The organism is Chryseobacterium carnipullorum (genome assembly GCF_900142785.1).
Classification (GTDB): domain Bacteria; phylum Bacteroidota; class Bacteroidia; order Flavobacteriales; family Weeksellaceae; genus Chryseobacterium; species Chryseobacterium carnipullorum.
This window is the reverse complement of the sequence record NZ_FRCD01000010.1, coordinates 102,458-123,389: the sequence shown is the minus strand read 5'-3', so window position 1 is coordinate 123,389 and position 20,932 is coordinate 102,458. Positions and strand designations below refer to the sequence as shown.

Sequence of the window (20,932 nt, the reverse complement as noted above, 5' to 3'; positions counted from 1 at the left end):
ATGGAGAAACTTTATTATCTGAAGAAAAATAGGTAATTTTGTATTATGTTCAACACATTAGGTAATCTTCTCAGTCTTACAACATTTGGAGAAAGTCACGGCGTGGCTTATGGCGGTATCATTAATAATTTTCCGGCAGGTTTAACGGTAGATTTCGATAAAATTCAATATGAATTGGATCGAAGGAAACCGGGCCAGTCTGCGATTGTCACTCAAAGAAAAGAAAGCGACACGGTAAAGTTTCTTTCCGGAATCTTTGAGGGGAAAACCACAGGTACTCCAATCGGTTTTATTATAGAAAATGAAAATCAGAAGTCTAAGGATTATGATCACATTGCTGATTCATATCGTCCGAGTCATGCAGATTTCACTTATGACCAGAAATTTGGAATAAGAGATTATCGCGGGGGCGGAAAATCTTCTGCAAGGGAAACCATTAACTGGGTCGTTGCAGGGGCTTTAGCAAAACAGCTTTTGTCCGGTATCGAGATCAATGCTTATGTTTCTTCCGTAGGTGATATTTTCTGTGAAAAACCTTATCAGGCTCTTGACTTTTCAAAAACGGAAAGCAACGATGTACGTTGTCCAGACGCTAAAACTGCTGAAAAAATGATCGAAAGAATCAAAGAGATCAAAAAGGAAGGCAATACCATCGGCGGAACCGTTACCTGCGTCATTAAAAACGTTCCTGTTGGAATCGGAGAACCGATATTTTCCAAGCTTCAGGCTGAATTGGGTAAAGCAATGCTGAATATCAACGCCTGCAAAGGATTTGAATACGGAAGCGGTTTCTGCGGTGCTAAAATGACAGGAAAGGAGCACAACGATGCCTTTAATACAGATTTTACAACAAAGTCAAATCTTTCAGGAGGCATTCAGGGAGGTATTTCCAATGGAATGGATATTTATTTCCGTGCAGCATTCAAACCTGTAGCGACTATTCTAAGACCTCAGGACAGTGTGGACAAATATGGTAACCCGGTCATCGTTGAGGGAAAAGGACGTCACGATCCTTGTGTAGTGCCAAGAGCCGTTCCCGTTGTGGAAAGCTTAGCTGCATTTGTACTGGCTGACCTCTTTTTGATCAACAAAACAAGAAACATCAATAATTTTTAATATAAATATTTTTAGTAATGAAAAATTACTGGGATCAGGGAATTTCTTTTGAAGAATACCTCCGCATCGGAAAAGAAAGATTAGAAAATCCTTCCAACCAACAGGAAATCGAATATAAACAATACTACGAACTTGGACTTCAGAGAATGGACAGAACACTGAAAAAGTATGTCCCGGACGAAGAGCAGCTGAAAGAATTGGCTTCCAAAAATTTTGACGGAAAGATCCTGATTATTTCAGAAGCATGGTGTGGTGATGCAAGTGCTACAGTTCCTGCACTTGTCACATTTTTTGAAGGACACAATGAGGTGAAAATTTTCCTCAGAGACAGTGATAAAAGCTTAATCAGCCAATACCTGACCAACGGTACAGAGTCTATTCCTAAGGTAATTATCCTGGACAAAGATTTCCATGTGAAAAATTCCTGGGGCCCTCGCCCGAAGTACGGCCATGAATTATTAATGAAACATAAAGCAGACCCGGAGGCTTATCCTAAAGATAATTTTTATAACGATCTGCAACTGTATTACGCTAAAAACAGAGGAAAAGACGCCGTTGAGGAAATTTTAGAATTATTATAACGATCATTAATTTCCCTCGGTCAAAATAACAGTAAAGATTAACGCATGAAAAAGAATATCATTTATCTTGTCCTGATCATCATTATCGGGGTGATCGCTTTTGTACCAGGAGTAAAAGAATCCCTGAAAGACCAGTTCTTTCCAATTGCTACCATTGAAAATGCGGTCCATGTAAGTGAAGAAGATTATGACATTGAGCTAAAAGGAATCAATGCACCCAATACCAATCTTAAAGCTTTTAAGAATAAACCTGTTTTCCTTAATTTCTGGGGAACATGGTGCCCGCCTTGCAGAAAAGAATGGCCTACCATTCAGAAATTATATGATTCAAGAAAAGGAAATGTAGATTTTATTCTGATCGCCATGAATGATCAGGAAGATGCGGTAAGAAAATTTTTAAAGGAAAATAATTATACAGTTCCTGTATATTTTGCACAAAGTCCTATTTCTGAAAAAATTCTTCCCAAAGTATTCCCTACCACTTTTCTGATTGATCAGCATGGAAGAATCATCATTAAGGAGGATGCCTACAGAGATTGGAACACAGAGACTGTGCATCAGTTCATTGACAATATCATCAAGTAATTTTTTTTAACTAAATTTTATAGTTTATTGGTATAAAATTTGCGAAATTTACTGTGTTGAAAAATGATCAAAACTAAACACAAAATGAAATATTCAAAATTAAATCTTGCAAAAGAGGCCATCAGCCACAAAGGATTCGTAAAAAAAATTCCTGATATCTTCAGAATGGTTAAATTGTGGAGAAGAGGAGAATATCCTATGAGATCCATCGATATTATCCTTCCACTTCTAGGAATTCTTTATGTGATCTCTCCCATTGACCTGCTTCCGGAATTTGCAGTCCCTGTTTTAGGGGTGATGGATGACCTGGCAGTATTGTCGCTGACGATTCCTAAGCTAATTAAAGAGGTAGATAAATTTTTACTCTGGGAAGCAGAACAAAGGCTGAGTGGAACCAAAATCATTGATGCAGAAATTGTAAAATAATACTTTACAGAAATATTTTAAACCATCCTGAAACATTTCGGGATGGTTTTTTGTTGACAAATGGTTGATAAATTTTTAAGCCTTATTTCAAATCCTTAAATTTGCAGTATCTAATAAAAAATAATGGAAAGTAAAAAAGAATTTTTCTTAGAGTGCTACAAGCTGGGCATCATCAAATTTGGAAGGTTTACCTTAAAAAGTGGTATCGAAAGTCCATTCTATGTAGACCTGAGACCTTTGGCTTCAGATCCCAAAATTTTAAAAAATCTGGCTAATTATTTACTGGAAATGCTTCCTTTGGATAATTTCGATTTAATTTGTGGGGTACCTTATGCAGCGCTTCCGATGGCTACTGCAATGTCTTTGGAAAGTTATATTCCATTAATTATTAAAAGAAAAGAAGCAAAAAGCTACGGAACGAAAAAACTGATCGAAGGAATTTATCAGAAAGGACAGAACTGTCTTTTGGTAGAAGATGTGATTACTTCCGGAAAATCTCTGGTAGAAACTATTGCAGAGGTTGAGCAGGAAGATCTGAAAGTAGCGGATATCGTTGTGGTTCTTGATAGAGAACAGGGCGGAAAACAACTGCTTGAAAGCAAAGGATACAGAGTACACACACTTTTCAATATTTCAGAAGTATGTACGATTCTTCAGGAAACCGGAGAGCTGTCTGACGAAGAAGTAAAAAGAATTCAGGATTTTCTGAAAGGAAATCATATTCAGTTTGAAGAAAAGACAAGAAGTTCTTACGAACAAAAACTTCAGCAAACCCAGCACTCAGTTTCAAAAAAATTACTGGAAACTGCACTGGCAAAAAAATCTAACCTGATTGCCTCTGCAGATGTTACGACCACACAGGAACTGCTTGCTCTTGCTGACAAAGTAGGTCCTCATGTGATTGCCTTGAAAACGCATATTGATATCATTTCAGATTTTGACTACGAAAAAACAATTGTTCCCTTAAAAGCATTGGCTGAAAAGCACCAGTTTCTCCTGATGGAAGACAGAAAGTTTGCTGATATTGGAAATACCCAGGAACTGCAGTTTACCAGCGGTGTATTTAAAATTACCGATTGGGCAGATTTCGTAACGTCACAGGTAATCGGAGGATTCGAATCTTTAGATTGCTTTAAAAATGTTGGGGTAGTTGCTATTGTTGGAATGTCTTCAAAAGGAGCACTGACTACATCCAGCTATCGTGAAGAAGCTTTAAAAGTAGCATTATCACATCCTAATGTAATCGGAGGGGTATCTCAGAACCAGATTCCTGAAGATCTTCTGCTATTCACACCGGGTGTTAATCTTGCAGATTCAGGAGATGGGAAAGGACAGCAGTATAATACTCCTGAGCACGTTTTCAAAATGCTTCACACCGATTTCATTATTGTAGGAAGAGGAATTTATAAATCTGAAGATCCGGAAACGGCTTCCGTTACCTATAAAAATGAAGGCTGGAATGCATATGTTAATTCTTTGCAAAAAAACACAGTTCAGGGCTAAAATCCTGCTGAATATATTCAAAATAAGTTTATATTTGGGCTTTATCACAGGATATTGAAAAAGATCACCACTTGCCTTGTTTTGTTTTGGGGAATTGTACAGATTTCCGGGCAGAAGGACAGCATATATATTGAAGCTAAATTATCTGCCGACAGAAAAACACTGGAGGTGAATCAGGAAATTGTGTATTACAATAATTCCGATAAAGATCTGCAGTCTATAAAGCTTCTTAATTGGGTTTCTTCTTACAATAAAAAAGGGACATCTCTGGTGTATAGAAAACTGGAAGACAGAAGTACTGATTTGCATTTTGCCAAACCGGACCAGCTTGGTAAGCTTCTTGATTTACAGGTTCAAAATTCGGCTCAGCAGTTGGTACCAGTGAGTTCAATTTCAGATGAGAATCTTTTTCTTCCTCTGGCAGAGGCCTTAAAGCCAGGTGAAAGCATTACATTACAGCTTCATTACAGCATGCGCCTACCCGACAAGAGATTTACGGGATACGGTACATCTGATACCATGACAGCATTAAAATATTTCTTTATTGTTCCGGATCATTTTGATCCGGACAATATTTCCAAAAGGAACTATCACGACATTGAAGAATCCGTGAGTTTCAACACCTTCTGGACGATCAATTTTGATCTTCCTCCCAACAGTTTTATCGAAGGTAATCTCCCGCAAACGCAAATGAATTCATTTAAGGGTTACCTTGATTCTGATCCTGAGTTTGTCATCGCACAGAATGGGCTTCCTTCCATAAAAGTCAACGTAGATGGCGAGGATATCGAGATCAAATTCGGATATAATCTGAAACCGGAAGAAAAGCAGAATCTTGAATTCTATCTTCCTTTGCATTTAAAATTCATTAAAGAAAAGATAGGTTTTATTCCAAAAAACCTCTTTATTTCCGAGAAGTTCAGGTCTTTGGAAGATTTTTTCGGAAACAATGATATTACCTTCTGGAAGTTCAGATTTCAGTTATTCACTGACGCTGAAAAAACGGATCTTGATTATTTCGGAATCATTACTAAAAAAATTCTTGACGAAAGCGTCATAGCAGATAAACAAAGCAATCACTGGTTTAAGAACGGTTTAAAATCGTACATGGAAATCCAGTATATCCAAAAATTCTATAAAGAGACCAAATTATTGGGTACTCTGCCCGAAACTAAGATTTTTGGAGTCAAACCTTTGAAGTTATTCCATGCCTCCAAAGTCAAACTTATCGACCGTTATGGACTTTCTTATCAATACATCATGTCCCAGAATCTGGATCAGAAAATCGGTGAAAAATTTACGGTTTTAAGCAACTTCAACGATATGGCTGTCAGCAGTTTTGAAACCGGAAGTCTTTTCAATTATACGGCAGAAAAAATGGGGTATGATCGTTTCAACGAAATCGTGAAAAATTATATCTCTAAAAATACGGATCAAAAGATCGATCCGGAAGACTTTTTGAAAGAGCTTGCTGACAAAGACAAGACTTCAGGATACCTTTCAGATTTTTTAAAACGAAAAAACAGAGTTAACTTCAGGCTGAAGAATATCAAAAGAGATGCAGACTCTTTAACGATCAGAATTGGTAAGAATACAGATACTCTCATACCTGTCCGACTTGAAACCCAAACAAGCGAAGGTGAAAAAAAATCTTACTGGGTAGAAACTGAAGAGCATGAAAAAATCACCAATTTCGTTCTTCCTGCTTCTGAAGATATTCACAAAGTCACGCTCAACAGTGATTATATTTTTCCGGAATCTAAATACCGGGATAATTTTTTATACGCGAAAGGTCTGTTTTCGAATGCAAAAAAAATAAAATTTAAACTGATAAAGGACATTCCCAACCCGGAATACAACGAAATATACATCAGTCCAAGGGTACGATTCAACAATACTTACGATAAATTCCTACTGGGCGTGAATTTAAAGAATCAATCTTTCTTTGACCAGAAATTTCTGTATTCATTTACCCCCACTTACAGTACCGGAACAGGAAAACTGACAGGGTCAGGAGCGATCTCCTACTCTTTTCTTCCGGCAGAAAGTATTTTCAGAAGTATTAATTTTGGGGTATCGGGCTCATATTTCCATTATGACTATGGACTGGCCTATAGGAAAGGTTCTATATTTTCCAATATTAATTTCAGAAAAAATCCACGGAGTACGGTCAGCAGAAGTCTTGGATTCTCCTATAATTATTTAGAGAGAGATTTGAGTCCGAAAATGGTTGCCAACAGAGATTATGGCAAATACAACTTATGGACTGCAGGATACGGATACAGTGACAGTCAGATGATCCATGAAAAAAGCTTAAGTTTAAGCACACAAGGCATGGAGGATTTCAACAAAATAACTGCTGAAGGATTTTACAGATGGGAGTTCGCTCCTAAACAAAAATTAAGCCTTAGACTGTTCGCCGGTTATTTTGTAAGAAATGACACGCGAAATAATATGTTTAATTACGGAATTTCAAGAGTGTCCAATTATTCTTTCTCCTATAATCTTTTGGGTGAAAGTGCCAACAGCGGTCTTTTATCCCAACAGTTTATCCTGGCTGACGGAGGTTTCAAATCTTTCATTCCGGGATCTGTTAATCAGTGGATTACTTCTTTTAATGTAGACTCAAGTGTCTGGAAGATATTTCATGTTTATGCTGATGCAGGGATATATAAAAACAAAAACCGTCCTGCTGAGTTTATCTGGGATAGCGGTATCAAAGTAAGACTGATTCCTGATTTCCTTGAAATTTATTTTCCTATACAGTCATCCTTAGGTTTTGAACCTTCTTTTAAGGATTATGCAAAACGCATTAGATATACTTTAGTTCTGAACCTAGGTGCAGTCATTAATGCTGCGAGAAGAGGATGGTATTAACTAAAAAGAAGCAACTGTAAAAAATACAGCTGCTCCTTTTAACATGTTATATTGAAAACTAACTTTAAAATTTTATCAGAGATCGATTTCACAGCTTTTATTCAAAACAATTGCTGAATAAATAACCAATCTCTATTCAATAGATATCAAAAAGGATACCACAAAAATAAATAATCAAAGAATATCTCTAAAAATAAAACATACTTCATTTAATTCAAATTATTGAGCCGGATATTTCAGCCAAATCAGTGATTAAGCAGGCGATATCATAAAAAGCTCCGGCCATTTCTACGAAATGGCCGGAGCATATATTATTAAAAGAAACTAAAAATTAGTCTTTCAAAATCTTCTGAGATACAGGCTCGTTGTTTACAGTTCCTGTTACGATGTAATTTCCTTTTGCCAATTCAGTAATGTTCACAGTTCCGTTTTGTTTTACAGAAGCAGACTTCACTACCTGTCCGAACATGTTGTACACTTTCACATCTTTCACATCAGCACCAAAAGTGATTTCGTCGCTTTTCACGAAAGTATTTTTTACAAAGTTTCCTGATTTTATATTTTTAACGTCTGAAACAGCTAGTGATCCTGTAGTTGAATTCTTAGGAGTAGGAGCACCTGCAACAAAATCTGTAGCATTGTTGTTAGTATCACCAGCTACTCTTGCTATAGAATTTGTATTTGATGGAGCAGGAGCTGGTCCTGTACCTTCAAAGCTGGTAGTTGTAGTTCCATATCCTACATAATCTATAACGTTCGCAGATGTAGAAGATGTTGGTGCAGTACCATCAGATGTCAATGCAATTTTACCTGCACTTCCTGATAAGTTTATTGTTGCTGATGCATCTGGTGTTGGTAAAGTAGCCCCGTTTGCTCCAGATGAAATTTCCTGAATTAAATAAGTCTGTCCCGGCGCCAAAGTAAAAGTAGGAAGAGCGTGATTGCTAGTTCCTCCATTAAAAGTTCCGGTAGCTGAAGCATATTGTAAATAAGCTCCAGTTAAAGTAATTGAAGTTGTACCAATATTTTTCAATTCAACAAAGTCATTTTTATAAGAAGCACCAGAATTCCCTCCGCCTCCATATACCTCATTGATCACAATCTGAGCATTCATAAATGCCGTTGCGGAAATTAATCCTAAAACAGTAAAGATTTTTTTCATTATAAAAAGTTTTAAATTTATGTGGTAAAAGTACAAAAAAACCGTCATTATTTTAAAATGACGGTATATAATTAACAATTAATTAAAATTAGCTTTTTAAAATCTTCTCAGAAACCGCATTACCATTAACATTTCCTGTTACAATATAAATCCCTTTCTGAAGATCTATTACATTTAATACTCCATTTTCCGTCACAGAAGCAGATTTAATTAATTTTCCATTAAGATCAAAGATTTTGATATCAGATTTTGCTCCGAAATAGATCTCATGATCTACTGAAGTATTTTTAATCAACTTTATTGAAGATGCTTTAATATCATTTACAGCAAGAGCACCTTGCACTGCCAATTTAATATCGTCGATAAAAAATCTCTTTCCTCCTGCTGCTGAAGCAAATCTAAGTTTTGTTGTAGAGGTACCTCCAATAATATTAACGGTATAAGTAGAAAATGCAGAGTTGGTCAAGGTAAAACTGTTGGAACCATTGATACTTCCTCCACCAGAAATCGTCACCGTTAATGAGGTATTGTCAGTGCCGAATCCTGCAGCTCTGAATGTAAGAGTGGCATTACCGGCAAGACCTGTTAATGCAGGTGTAGTTACTGAACCTGCTGTACTGCCAGAACCAGCTTTAATACATTGTGACGCTCCTCCTGCACCTGCAAATACCCAACCTGCTGTTGTATAGGTACTGAGAGACTTTGTCCCGACGTTTCCAGTCCAAGAATCATCATTTCCCCCTGTTCCATCCAAATCATCAAACGTTGCATTGAAAACAGTAGTTTGAGCTAATGTTGCAACAGCAAATACAACTGTAGCAACTAACGAATAAAATTTTTTCATAACTGTAAAATTTAATTATTAATAATTTACACCGCAAAATTACCGGTATTTTTCAGGGGTTTACAATAATTAGATTAATTTTCTGTTAATAATGCTAAACCCATTTCCATTAACATTTTTTAGCTATTTTTACGAATTATTTTGAAACGCTTGCGCAATTTTTTTCTTCTGATCGGTTTGTTTTTCATGGGCATATTTTCGGCTCATGCACAAATATTTTCGTGGAAAAATCCAAACATCCCACAAGACAGTATTAAAAAAGACAGCATCCTCGCAGCACGCTTTGAACAGGACCTTTTTGCAAAAGACACATTGGATTTTGTAAGGACCAACAACAAAATAATCGTAGATGAAGCCGTACTTGTCAAAAACGACAAGAAAAGATTTTTGGGTGAACTGAACTCTAAAGGTTCCATTATTAGAGGAATCACTTTCGGTAATAATCAAGGCCAATCTGTACAGAGTTCAATGGACCTTCAGATTTCCGGACGACTTTCGAAGGATGTCACTATTTTGGCGAGTATTTCAGATCATAACCTTCCTATTCAGGCGGATGGATACACGCAAACCCTGGAAGAATTTGACAAGATCTATATGCAGCTTAATATTAAGGATAAATCGATCCTCAGAGCTGGTCACCTTGACTTGGTAGAGTCCAAAAACTATTTCGCCAAATTTCAGAGACGGAGTATGGGTCTTGAATTTCAGACTGAATTTGGAAAGGATAATAAGACTTTTGTAGATGTTTCCATGGGGGTCGCACGAAGTGAATTCCACAGGGTACGTTTTCAGGGAGTGGAAGGTAATCAGGGACCTTACCGTCTGACAGGTAAAAATGGTGAACAGTTTATCACTCTTATCTCGGGTTCTGAACAGGTTTTTATTGACGGTATTCTAATGAAGCGTGGAGAAAACCAGGATTACATTATTAATTATAATACGGGAGAGGTTACCTTTACCAGTTTCCGACCGATTTTCCAGCAAAATTTCATTACAATCTCTTATAACTATACAAACAGGAATTACTCCCGATATTTATTTACCGGAAAGCTTGAACATCAAAGGGAAAAGTTTAAAGTAGGATTAAACTGGTTCATGGAAAATGACAATAAAAATGCTCCTCTTTCTTTAAATCTTTCTAAAGAAGATGAACAGATTTTAGCAGAAGCAGGAAATGACCCGAATCTCATGTATGCCCCATCAGGTGTGGTTACAGCATATGATGTCAACAAAATCCTATATCGGTTAAACCCCGCCGGCAATTTCTACGAATTCTCTACCGATCAGAATGAAACATTATATCAGGTTTCCTTCACGTATTTCGGTATTAATCAGGGAGATTATAAAATTACCCAGACGACTAACAACGGCCGTGTATTTGAGTATGTAGGCAATAATATGGGAGATTATAAAGCCGTAAGAAAACTTCCCTCACCTCAGAAATCACAAGTCTATTCAGTGAATTCCGAATATCTTTTAAAGGAAGGAAAAATAGGCGCTGATTTCTCTCTGAGCAATTACGATCTGAACCTATTTTCATCAAAAGATGCAGCTCAAAATATAGGATATGCATGGCGTGTTTTTGGAAATAAAACGTTCACAAAAAGCAAGTGGAAAGGTACTCCAAGTTTTGAATATCAATACATAGACAAACAATTTCATATTCTGGACCGTATCAACGATGTAGAATTCTCAAGAGACTTTAACCTGGTACAGGAATTCAGCCAGAGAACCCAAAACAGATTTACATTCAGCTTTCTGAATAAATGGAATAATAAATCCAATCTAAATTACAGAATCAATTACCTGGATGAACAGGACACCTACAAAGGAATAAAAAATGACCTCGACTTTGGATGGATCACAGGAAAGTTTTTTACCAAAGGGAATTTATCTTATCTTAATACCAATGCGACCCTTCAGGATACCAAGTTTATCAGAGGAGGGGTTTCTACAGAGTTTACAGGCAAAAAAGGCAGCTGGGCTCTGGGAGGAAGTATGGAACATAATGAGAAGAAGTACAATGATACCCAACTCATGGATGTCACCAGTTTCAGCTGGAAAGAGATCTTTGTACAGAAAAAAATCGGCGATAGTACGCGTACAAAATTACTTGCTAAAGTCTATATGAGAGATAATGATTCTGTAAGAAACAACAGACTGGAAAATATGAATAATATTCTGGGGATTATGGCTGAAAGTCAGATTATTAAAACTGATAAAACGACTTTAAATGCTTTAATACATTACAGAAAATTTTTCTATCAAAATAATGAAGCCGATATGACTCGAAATAATGATTTCGTAGTTGGAAATATACTTTACAATCAGCAGTTATTCAGAAACGGAATGCGTTTGCAGGCATTTTATGAACTTGGAAACGGACAGGAAGCGCAAAGAGAATTCCAGTACCTTAAAGTAACAGATGGACAAGGGGTCTACAAGTGGACCGACTATAACGGAGACGGCATCCAGCAGCTCGACGAATTCGAAATTGCAGAATACTCTGATCTGGCACAGTACATCAGAATCTACACCAATTCTGTACGGTATATCCCTTCAAATAAAAATAAAATACAGCTGGCATTGTTTGTCAACCCAGCGATTATTTTCAATTCGGAAAATGGATTTTTAAAGCGCTGGAATTTTAATGTTTCATTAAATTCACAAAACTCATTCTATAAAAAAGATAAAGTTTTAGTATTGAACCCGTTTGAAAAGAACAGCGATCAGATCCTCAAAAATCAAAACATATTAGCTTCCGTACAGTTTAACCCCACTGAAAAATCCGGATGGAATGGTAACTACCGTTTTATCTCCAACGATAACCTTATCAATGCCAATTTCAGTAACGAAGAAAGGCAGCAGACTTCTCATTTCATCAATGTTGGATACTGGTTTAATAAAGAATTCAGGGTAGACTGGGAGAATTCTGTCCATGAGCTTAAAAACTCATCCCAGCTATTTGCTACAAGAGATTACCTTCTTCATAATATTGAAACCAAACCGAAAGCGACTTATAAATTTACAGATGCCATCCAGACTGAACTCTCCTCTGCCTACCGTCAGAAAAAAAGAATGGACGGTGAAGAATTATTAAAAGCTTTTGACATCACAGGAACGATTCAGTGGGAACGAAGAAAAACGTCGATCAGAGGAAACTTCTCTTTCATCAATAATAATTTTACAGGAAACAATTTCAGTATTGTAGGAAACCAGATGCTGGATGGTCTCAAGCCTGGAAAAAATCAGGTATGGAGTGTCTTCATCCAGCAGGCGATCAATTCTTTCCTTCAGCTCAACCTCAATTATGAGGGAAGAAATTCGGGAGACCGAACCATCCACATTGGAAGTATGCAGGTAAAGGCTAGTTTTTAAGCGCTTGAGTTACCAATTATTCAATCAAGCATCTAAAAAAGGGCTCTTATCTCGTGCCCATGTCTTTTATCATACATCTACAATCGATTGTTCTTCATTCATTTGCGTAATAAAATCCTATAAGGAAACAACTTTTAAAGTCTAAGATCTCATGTCTCAAATCTGAGATCAAAGCCTTTTACCAAATAGACAGGGAACATTTACAACGATAGATATTATCATACTTCCGAATGTTTAGAATTTCGTAAATTTGCGCCATGGTAAAAATAGGCAATATAGAACTGCCGGAATTTCCGCTTTTGCTGGCTCCGATGGAAGATGTAAGTGATCCTCCGTTCAGACGTCTATGCAAGATGCATGGGGCTGATCTGATGTACTCAGAATTTATCTCTTCCGAGGGCTTGATCCGTGATGCAATGAAGAGCCGCAAGAAGCTGGATATTTTCGATTATGAGAGACCGGTCGGCATCCAGATTTTCGGTGGAGATGAGGAAGCAATGGCAATGTCTGCAAGAATTGTAGAAACTGTCAACCCGGATCTGGTAGACATTAATTTCGGATGCCCGGTGAAAAAAGTAGTGTGCAAAGGAGCAGGGGCAGGAGTTCTTAAGGATATTGACCTTATGGTACGTCTTACCAAAGCAGTGGTAACTTCTACTCATCTGCCTGTGACAGTGAAAACCCGTTTGGGATGGGACAGCAACAGCATCAATATTGATGAAGTGGCAGAGCGTTTACAGGAGACTGGAATTAAAGCTTTAACAATACACGCAAGAACCCGTGGACAAATGTACAAGGGAGAAGCAGACTGGGAACATATTTCAAGAATTAAGCAAAATCCGAATATAGAGATTCCAATTTTCGGAAACGGTGATATTGATTCTCCGGAAAAAGCGCTTGCCTACAAACAGAAATATGCTTGCGACGGGATTATGATCGGTCGTGCCGCTATTGGATATCCCTGGATTTTTAACGAGATCAAACATTTCTTTGAAACAGGTGAGCATCTTCCTGAACCTGGCATCTCAGACCGTCTTCTGGCTGTACGCCAACATGCGGAATGGAGCGCAGAGTGGAAAGGAGAAAAATTGGGACTTATTGAAATGAGACAGCACTACAGCAATTACTTCCGTGGTGTTCCTCATTTTAAAGAATTCAGAAAGAAATTCCTTGAGGTCTTTACCTTGGAGGAAATGGATGTGTTAATCAAAGAAACACAGAAGTTCTACGAAGAGTATCAGGCTCAGGCATAAATAAAAAAACCATCAAAATTTGATGGTTTTATTTTTTTAATATCCCTCTGATGAGGATTCGTTTTTAATTAGTGCCAGTGCGGAGGAAGTTCCGATTCTCTTAACTCCCATGCTGATCATTTTTTCAGCATCTTCAGGAGTTCTTACCCCTCCGGCTGCTTTTACAGGAAGCTGGCCTGCATGATCCAGCATAATTTTTATGCCTTCAAACGTAGCTCCATTGGGCTTTCCTCCTTCAGTTTGGTAAAAACCTGTAGAAGATTTCACAAAAATTTTTGGAAACTCACTTTCTGAGAAATTTTCTTCTGCCCAGGTTGAAATATGTTTGGTGATACCAGCGATCTGATCATCTGTCAGTGCCGCTATTTCAATAATCCACTTCACTACTTTCTGATGCTTGAGGCCCAGCTGAGTACCTTTTACAAACTCTTCTTTTACCAGTTCCAGATCTCCTCTTAGATAGGCAGTGTAATTAATAACAAAATCCAGTTCATCGGCTCCGTCTTCAATTGCTTTTGAAGCTTCCGCAAGCTTTTCGTCAATAGAATAGGTTCCTTCATGAAAACCTATTACGGTTCCTACCGCAACATTTGAACCTTTTTCCTGAATATACTTTTTGATATCCGCTACATAATCCGGACGGATCATTACGGCAAAGATGCTATGATCTATAGCTTCCTGTGCCAGTTCTTTATCTAATTGTAATGTTTCTTCGTTTGAAATACCGGACTGTGCGGGTGTTTTCAAATAGGTTGAATCCAAATATTGGGCAATGTTCATAATCGTTATACTTTCAGTTGTCTGTAAATACCTTGTTCCAAAGATATGAAAGTTTCTGTTCTTGTCACGCCTTTAAGCTTCTGAAGTTTGCTAAGAATCTGCATCAGATGGTCATTATCTTTGCAAAGAACTTTCAGGAATATGGTATAATTTCCTGTTGTGTAATGGGCTTCTACTACCTCATTCACGTCCTGAAGAGATTTTACAACATCCGGATAATGACTGGGCTGGTCTAAAAACATACCGATATACGAGATCACCTTATACCCTATTTTTTTAGGGTTAAGAAATGAAATAGAGTTTTCAATAACTCCGGCATGTTCGAGTTTTTTGATCCGTTGATGTACTGCTGTTGTGGAAATTCCGACATTTTTTGAAATGTGGGCTAACGATGTCTTAGCGTTATCCATGAGCATGTAAATGATCTCTTTGTCAATCGAGTCTAAATGATAACTTGTGTTGCTTGAATTCTTCATTTTCTACTTTTAATATTTATGTTTTTGTTTCCTCAAATTTTACAAAAACCGGAAAGTGATCGCTGTATCCGCCCAAATACCGTGTACCGGCATAGGTTCGGAAGGGTCGGCCTTCAAAATTTTTTACTCGGCTGCTTAATTTTTCAGAATTAAAAATATGGGCATTCTGAAACTTCAAAATATCGTGATCAAAAAGAGATTTTGACAAGATAATCTGATCATAAAGCAAACCTGACTTATAATGAAAAGTAGAATAATTTCTTGTATAGAACAACTCTTGAAAAGGATTTATCAATACCTTCTCATGATCGTTGTCGTATAGAATTTTTACTAAATTTCCATCATCCGGGTTTTCGTTAAAATCACCGCACAATATTACATGTTCCTTTTCTTCACGCACGATTTTCAAGATCCGTGAACGGATCTCATTAAGGATAAAGTCTCTTTTGGGCTTATTAACGTCTTTTTCTCGCTTAGAGGGAAGATGGGCGACAAAAACATTAATAACAGTTCCTTTATATTTAATTTTAGAAAATAGTACGTCTCGGGTTGTGTCGTAATTTTCTGTGTTTTTTTTATTTATAATTTCAAAGAAGAAAGTGATCGTTTCCGAATCTATAATTTCTACTTTGGTTTTATCATATAGCAGGGCTACATCTACCTTTCTCTCGTCCATGGAATTGTAATGCACAATTCCATATTCTGAATTAAAAGGCTCCATTTCCACCAGATCTTCCAAAACTTTCCTTCCGGAAACTTCGGACAGCCCAATTAAAAACGGAAGAACTTCATTTTCCTCCTTCATCAATTGAAAAACGTGTGAAATTTTAAAAAGCTTATTTCTGTATCTTTTTTCATCCCAGTTTCTCAATCCCGATCGGGTTGGATCTAATCTGTGGACAGGTTTTGGATCAGGTAAAAATAAGTTTTCGACATTGTAAAAAGAGAACATCTCCATCTGCACAAATTGCTATCTTAAATTATCACTTTCTTTTTCCGTTGTAAATTTATTGTTTTTTTTCAAATTTCGTTAATTTATTTACAATATTTTTAGATTAAACTTATACAATAAATACAACTTATTGACTAAAAAACATCAACAAGAAAGCTTTTATCTGACTAAATTATTAAGTATTTGAAATTATTTCTCCATTAGATAGAATTAAAACAATCCATAATTTTCAAATTAACATGAATAAATTCATGTTTGAGATCGCAAAATAATTAATAATTTCAGCCCGATTGATTTTTCTATCAATTCTTATTCCGTTTTAATTTCAATATCCTCAGAATGTGAAAAAAAATTCATGATAACAGGTTTCCCTGTTATTTTTATAGCAAATCCGGACGCTTTTCCTGTGTAATCCTTACTGCTTCATCATGACGCCATTCTTCAATCTGGGCAAAGTTACCGCTCAGCAAAACCTTCGGTACTTCTAAACCTTTATACACTTCGGGTCTTGTATAGATGGGTGGCGAAAGAAGATCATCCTGAAAGCTATCGGTAAGGGCACTCTGCTCATCATTTAATACTCCGGGGATCAGTCTTATAATAGAATCTGCCAGAACGCACGCTGCCAGTTCACCCCCGGTAAGGACATAATCACCGATTGAAATTTCTTTGGTAATATGAAGATCCCGAAGTCTCTGATCAATACCTTTATAATGACCACAAAGAAAAATCAGATTGTTTTTTATGGAAAGGGTGTTGGCTATTTTTTGGTTTAAAGTAACCCCATCGGGTGTCAGATAAATCACTTCGTCATAGGCTCTCTGGGCTTTAAGTTCCGAAATGCATTTATCGATCGGTTCTATCATCATCACCATTCCTGCTCCGCCTCCATAAGGCTCATCATCGATCTGTCTGTGCTTATTAATCGCCCAGTCTCTCAGATGATGAAAATGTACCTCTACCAAACCTTTATCCATTGCTCTTCTTAAAATAGAAGTCTGAAACGGACTTTCCATCAATTCAGGAAGTACGCTTATTATGTCAATTCTCATTGTAATGTTCCGTTTTTCTTATTCGGTGAAATAATTAATCTTAAAGAAGAATCTTTGTTGAAATAGCTCCACATCCAGTTGAAAAAGACGGCAAGCTTATTTCTTACACTCAGGATGAGCATCAGGTGAAGGAACATCCAGAAATACCATGCCAGGAATCCCTGAAACTTGATAAACGGAAGATCTACCACAGCTCTGTGCTTTCCAATAGTGGCCAGTGAACCCTGATCCTTATACTCGTATTCTGTCCATTCACTTTCATTCTTCTTCAGAAAATTTTTACCTAAATTTTTTGCTTGATTAATGGCTACGTTGGCTACCTGCGGATGTCCCTGAGGATATTTCGGAGTTTCCATATAGGCAATATCTCCAACCGCATAAATATTATCGTACCCCTTTATTTTATTAAATCTGTCTACTATATATCTGTTTCTGATCAGCTTATCTTCCGGAAAACCGCCTACTACATTGCCTGTAACTCCGGCAGCCCAGATCACATTGTTGGAAGGGATTTCTTTCCCGCTCTTCATGTATACTTTATTGCCGTCATATTCCGTAACGACCTCACCGCTTAAGAAAGTTACTCCAAGATCTTTAAGATATTTTTCAGACTTCTCCTGTGCTTCACTGCTCATTACGGCCAATGGTTTTTCAGTAGAACTGACTAAAATAATCTTAAGGTGATCGAAATTCATGTATGGATAATCCCGCGGAAGAATCTCTTTTTTCATTTCAGCAAAGGCACCTGCGAGCTCTACCCCGGTTGGTCCGCTTCCTACAATAAGGATGTTCCAGTTACCGTCGTCGCTTCTGCTTTTCTCCAGAATCAGCTTTTCAAAGGTCATCAGCACATGGTTTCTGATGCCTATCGCTTCCTGCGTATTTTTCATCCCGAAAGCTCTGGATTCCATATCTTTGTTGCCAAAGAAATTGGTTTTACATCCGGTTGCTATAATGAGTTTATCATAGGTAAACTCTGCTTCATCTGTGATGACTTTATTATGGACAGAATCAATTTCTTTTACTTCCGTAAGACGAAACTGTGTATTTCGTGACTGCTGAAAAATCTTTCTGAAAGGGAAGGAAATATTGGAAGGTTCTATCCTTCCGCAGGCCACCTGATAAAAAAGCGGCTGAAACATATGATGATTCACCCGGTCCAGAACGATTACTTTTTTATTCTTGTTATTTAATGTTTTTGCAAGCTGCAGCCCCGCAAATCCTCCTCCTATAATGATGATTTTTTCGCGTGTTTCCATAATACACAAATTTACTGATTTTATTTAGCATTTAGTAGTGAAAAAAGTTAGTTTTGCAAAACTTTATGACACCCAGAAAGTACACCAAAAAAACTGCCAAAAAAGTACACGAGAACCGTCGGAAGAATTATTTTTTCCGAAGAAAAGTAATATTGGCCATTTTAATAATCGCTTTAATTGGGACCGGATTCTACCTGAAGCAGTCTGTCAGCTATTATTACGCATTGTACTTTAATAAATTCAATCATAAAAAACTTCACAACAGCGAAACAGAAACTTTAAGAATACAGAAAATTCTCAGCGCTAATCTTGACAAGACCTACGGTTTTGATGTTTCCCATTACCAAAACAGGGAAGATATCAAATGGGACAGTTTAAGTATTGGAAATAAAACCATTCCCCTGGAATTTGTCGTAATGCGAGCCACGATGGGAAACCGAAATGCAGACAAACATTTTGATGAATTCTGGGAAAAAGCTCACCAACATAACCTTATCCGCGGAGCCTATCATTTTTACAGAGCCGATGAAGATCCTGTCATCCAGGCTAATAATTTTTTAGAGAATGTAAAACTGGAAAGCGGAGATCTTCCGCCTATTTTAGACATCGAAAAAATTCCAAAACGAAAAACGAATAAAAAACTGATTGAAGATCTGAAAATATGGTGTAAAATCGTAGAGGAAACCTACGGTGAAAAGCCCATTATCTATACCTATTATCATTATTATAAAGATTTCCTGAAAGGGGAATTCGATGATTATCCGCTATGGCTGGCTAACTATAATGATGTCCCCTCTCCCACTCCTGAAGGCCCCTGGGATTTCTGGCAGTTTACGGAGAATGGTATCGTTCACGGCATTAACACCAAAGTAGATCTTGATATTTATAATGGTAGCTTATGGTCTTTGAAAAGGCTTACATTAGACTAAGTCAGGAAGAGGGAAGCTGCATGATAAATGGCTGATACAATTTATTCGCCTACGATATCTCCCGTTCTCTATCTTCCGTCTTCCAATCCAAACCCTGATCATTTACCCAGAAACTTCAGAATATCTGCATTCAATTCATCTGCATGTTCAAAAGGAATCATGTGGGTTGCATTTTTGTAAATTTTAAGTTCAGCATGAGGCATTTCTTTCGCCATCATCTCAGTGTGATCTTGTTTAATTACATCTTGATCTCCGGCAATGACTAAAACAGGGCTTTGTATTTTGTTGAGATCTTTTGTACTGATATGGGGCTCATTCAACATCATCTTCACCAATCTGCGTTCGTTGAATTTTTCAGGTTTGTTTTCCATATTGAGTACGAAAAGCTGGTTTTTCATATGAGAGGTCAGTCTTTCGTCAACGCCTGACGGAAAGGTATTGGCTCCGATAATAATTAATTTGTCAAGGTTTTCAGGATATTTTATGGCAAACTCGAGTCCTGTAATTCCGCCGTCGCTCCATCCGGCAATATTTATTTTCTTTAATCCCAGATGGTCTGCAAGAGCTTTTATATCTTGCGCAAACTGAGTATAGGTAAACTCTTTTTTAGATGTATCATTACTTTTACCCTGCCCCCTGGTATCTACCACAATGACTTTAAATTGTTTGGAAAGAACGGGAATCTGCTGGTAAAAGTCCTTTATACTTCCTGAATTGCCATGAAGGAGAAAAAGGGGTTCTCCCTCCCCATATATTTCGTAATAAAGTTTCGTATCCTTTACTTCAAGATAACCTCCTGAGGATTCGTTTTTTCCGTATACAGAGCTTTCTGATGCTATTTTATATTGAGAAATATCAGAAATCAACCCTTCAAGATCATCTCCTGAAGCAGACGCTTCATCTTTGGTATTTTTTCCACTTTTATCCACTTTTACATCGATATTAATAGCCGGGGCCGCTAATGTTGTTTTTTTCCACTCTCCATAAAATCTTCTAAGAAATCCGGTTCTGAACAAGGCTGCACTGATAAAGATTCTTCCCTCAAATTCTTTCAGAAACTGAATTCCAATAAAAAATTTCCCCTGCACCCAAATATTTTGGTCGCTAACGTCCAGTGTAAAGGTTCCGTCTTTGATCATCTCCTTTGTGAGTGATACCGTGATTTCTTCATCCAGAATATTTTGATCAGGAAAACCATTTTTTTCCTTGTAAATACTATAGCGCATCAATACAGGTTTATCGGACGTATAACTTGCAATATTCAGATTGATATTTTTGATCCTGGATCTTCTGCTGGCATTAAATTCCAATGCGGTTTCACCAATGAAATCATCTTTTTTCAACTGGGGATTAACAGAATACAGAACATGCTTTGTTTTCGTATTGACGCCCCAGTTTTTATCAACCAGCTTTTTTACTTTGATATTAACCTCCTTTATATCTTTAGTTTTTTCTTTTAAAATTATCTGTTGACGCTCTTGTTTTTTTAAATTCTGTACCGTTTCAGCATAAGGTTCGTAACCGGGAACTTCTATTCTGAGTTTTTTTGAGGAATCAAGTCCGGACAGATCAATTGAAAAATTCCCTTTCTCATCTGAAACGGTTCCTGCATTTTCCTTTTCAATTCCGATTTTCACATAAGGAATCGGCTGATTTTCATTTTTGGAAATGACTGTTCCAGAAATTACCTGTGCATTTAAAGCATAAGTGGCTAAAAGAAAGAATAAAGTATTCAGCTTTTTCATGGGATAAGTTTGGT

General features: G+C 37.1%; 17 protein-coding genes. 9 read left to right on the top strand and 8 right to left on the bottom strand.

The features are described from left to right. Positions 1-45: 45 nt before the first annotated feature. The 6 genes from aroC (at position 46) to BUC06_RS12640 (ending at position 7,088) form a co-directional block, all read left to right on the top strand. Complete coding sequence (gene aroC / locus BUC06_RS12665; protein ID WP_073334382.1) at positions 46-1,116, top strand: chorismate synthase; 1,071 nt, start codon at positions 46-48, stop codon at positions 1,114-1,116. Between the two features lie 17 nt (positions 1,117-1,133). Continuing rightward, positions 1,134-1,697 carry a thioredoxin family protein gene (locus BUC06_RS12660; RefSeq protein ID WP_073334381.1) on the top strand — a complete coding sequence of 188 codons (564 nt, stop codon included), beginning with the start codon at positions 1,134-1,136 and terminating at the stop codon, positions 1,695-1,697. 45 nt (positions 1,698-1,742) lie between these two features. Further along, entirely contained in the window at positions 1,743-2,282 is a 540-nt protein-coding gene (locus BUC06_RS12655; protein ID WP_073334380.1) for a TlpA family protein disulfide reductase, read from the top strand. Between the two features lie 84 nt (positions 2,283-2,366). Beyond that, positions 2,367-2,708, top strand: a complete 342-nt coding sequence (locus tag BUC06_RS12650) for a YkvA family protein (RefSeq protein ID WP_073334454.1) — start codon at positions 2,367-2,369, stop codon at positions 2,706-2,708. A gap of 123 nt (positions 2,709-2,831) precedes the next feature. After that, positions 2,832-4,211: an orotidine-5'-phosphate decarboxylase gene (pyrF, locus tag BUC06_RS12645; RefSeq protein ID WP_073334379.1), complete on the top strand. Its 1,380-nt coding sequence runs from the start codon at positions 2,832-2,834 to the stop codon at positions 4,209-4,211. Between the two features lie 54 nt (positions 4,212-4,265). Next, the gene (locus tag BUC06_RS12640; protein ID WP_228423720.1) at positions 4,266-7,088 is read left to right on the top strand and encodes an aminopeptidase; all 2,823 of its coding nucleotides are present in this window, start codon (positions 4,266-4,268) and stop codon (positions 7,086-7,088) included. 331 nt (positions 7,089-7,419) lie between these two features. Here the strand turns inward: BUC06_RS12640 and BUC06_RS12635 are convergent, their stop codons facing one another. Together BUC06_RS12635 and BUC06_RS12630 are read right to left on the bottom strand one after the other, a co-directional pair. Then, positions 7,420-8,250, bottom strand: a complete 831-nt coding sequence (locus BUC06_RS12635) for a lamin tail domain-containing protein (RefSeq protein WP_073334376.1) — start codon at positions 8,248-8,250, stop codon at positions 7,420-7,422. An 88-nt stretch (positions 8,251-8,338) separates the two neighbouring features. Continuing rightward, entirely contained in the window at positions 8,339-9,094 is a 756-nt protein-coding gene (locus BUC06_RS12630) for a T9SS-dependent surface endonuclease, AS87_RS02955 family (protein ID WP_073334374.1), read from the bottom strand. A 186-nt stretch (positions 9,095-9,280) separates the two neighbouring features. Here BUC06_RS12630 and BUC06_RS12625 point away from each other — a divergent pair, with 186 nt between their 5' ends. Together BUC06_RS12625 and dusB are read left to right on the top strand one after the other, a co-directional pair. Next, complete coding sequence (locus BUC06_RS12625; RefSeq protein ID WP_073334372.1) at positions 9,281-12,472, top strand: hypothetical protein; 3,192 nt, start codon at positions 9,281-9,283, stop codon at positions 12,470-12,472. A 257-nt stretch (positions 12,473-12,729) separates the two neighbouring features. After that, positions 12,730-13,725: a tRNA dihydrouridine synthase DusB gene (gene dusB, locus BUC06_RS12620; protein WP_073334370.1), complete on the top strand. Its 996-nt coding sequence runs from the start codon at positions 12,730-12,732 to the stop codon at positions 13,723-13,725. Between the two features lie 36 nt (positions 13,726-13,761). Here dusB and deoC read toward each other — a convergent pair whose 3' ends face one another. The 5 genes from deoC to BUC06_RS12595 form a co-directional block, all read right to left on the bottom strand. Continuing rightward, positions 13,762-14,508: a deoxyribose-phosphate aldolase gene (deoC, locus tag BUC06_RS12615; RefSeq protein WP_073334368.1), complete on the bottom strand. Its 747-nt coding sequence runs from the start codon at positions 14,506-14,508 to the stop codon at positions 13,762-13,764. Positions 14,509-14,510: 2 nt separating this feature from the next. After that, positions 14,511-14,981 (bottom strand): Lrp/AsnC ligand binding domain-containing protein, encoded by a 471-nt coding sequence (locus BUC06_RS12610; protein ID WP_073334366.1) that lies wholly within the window; start codon positions 14,979-14,981, stop codon positions 14,511-14,513. Positions 14,982-14,997: 16 nt separating this feature from the next. After that, complete coding sequence (locus tag BUC06_RS12605) at positions 14,998-15,939, bottom strand: endonuclease/exonuclease/phosphatase family protein (protein WP_073334364.1); 942 nt, start codon at positions 15,937-15,939, stop codon at positions 14,998-15,000. Between the two features lie 374 nt (positions 15,940-16,313). Continuing rightward, on the bottom strand, positions 16,314-16,985 hold the full coding sequence (gene trmD / locus BUC06_RS12600) for a tRNA (guanosine(37)-N1)-methyltransferase TrmD (RefSeq protein WP_073334362.1): 672 nt from the start codon (positions 16,983-16,985) through the stop codon (positions 16,314-16,316). Continuing rightward, positions 16,982-18,244, bottom strand: a complete 1,263-nt coding sequence (locus BUC06_RS12595) for an NAD(P)/FAD-dependent oxidoreductase (RefSeq protein ID WP_073334360.1) — start codon at positions 18,242-18,244, stop codon at positions 16,982-16,984. Before BUC06_RS12595 ends, trmD begins: the two co-directional genes overlap by 4 nt. 65 nt (positions 18,245-18,309) lie before the next feature. Between BUC06_RS12595 and BUC06_RS12590 the strand changes: the two genes are divergently transcribed. Further along, the gene (locus BUC06_RS12590) at positions 18,310-19,173 is read left to right on the top strand and encodes a glycoside hydrolase family 25 protein (protein WP_073334358.1); all 864 of its coding nucleotides are present in this window, start codon (positions 18,310-18,312) and stop codon (positions 19,171-19,173) included. Between the two features lie 98 nt (positions 19,174-19,271). Here BUC06_RS12590 and BUC06_RS12585 read toward each other — a convergent pair whose 3' ends face one another. Next, positions 19,272-20,918 carry an alpha/beta fold hydrolase gene (locus tag BUC06_RS12585; RefSeq protein WP_073334356.1) on the bottom strand — a complete coding sequence of 549 codons (1,647 nt, stop codon included), beginning with the start codon at positions 20,916-20,918 and terminating at the stop codon, positions 19,272-19,274. Between the last annotated feature and the right edge of the window lie 14 nt (positions 20,919-20,932).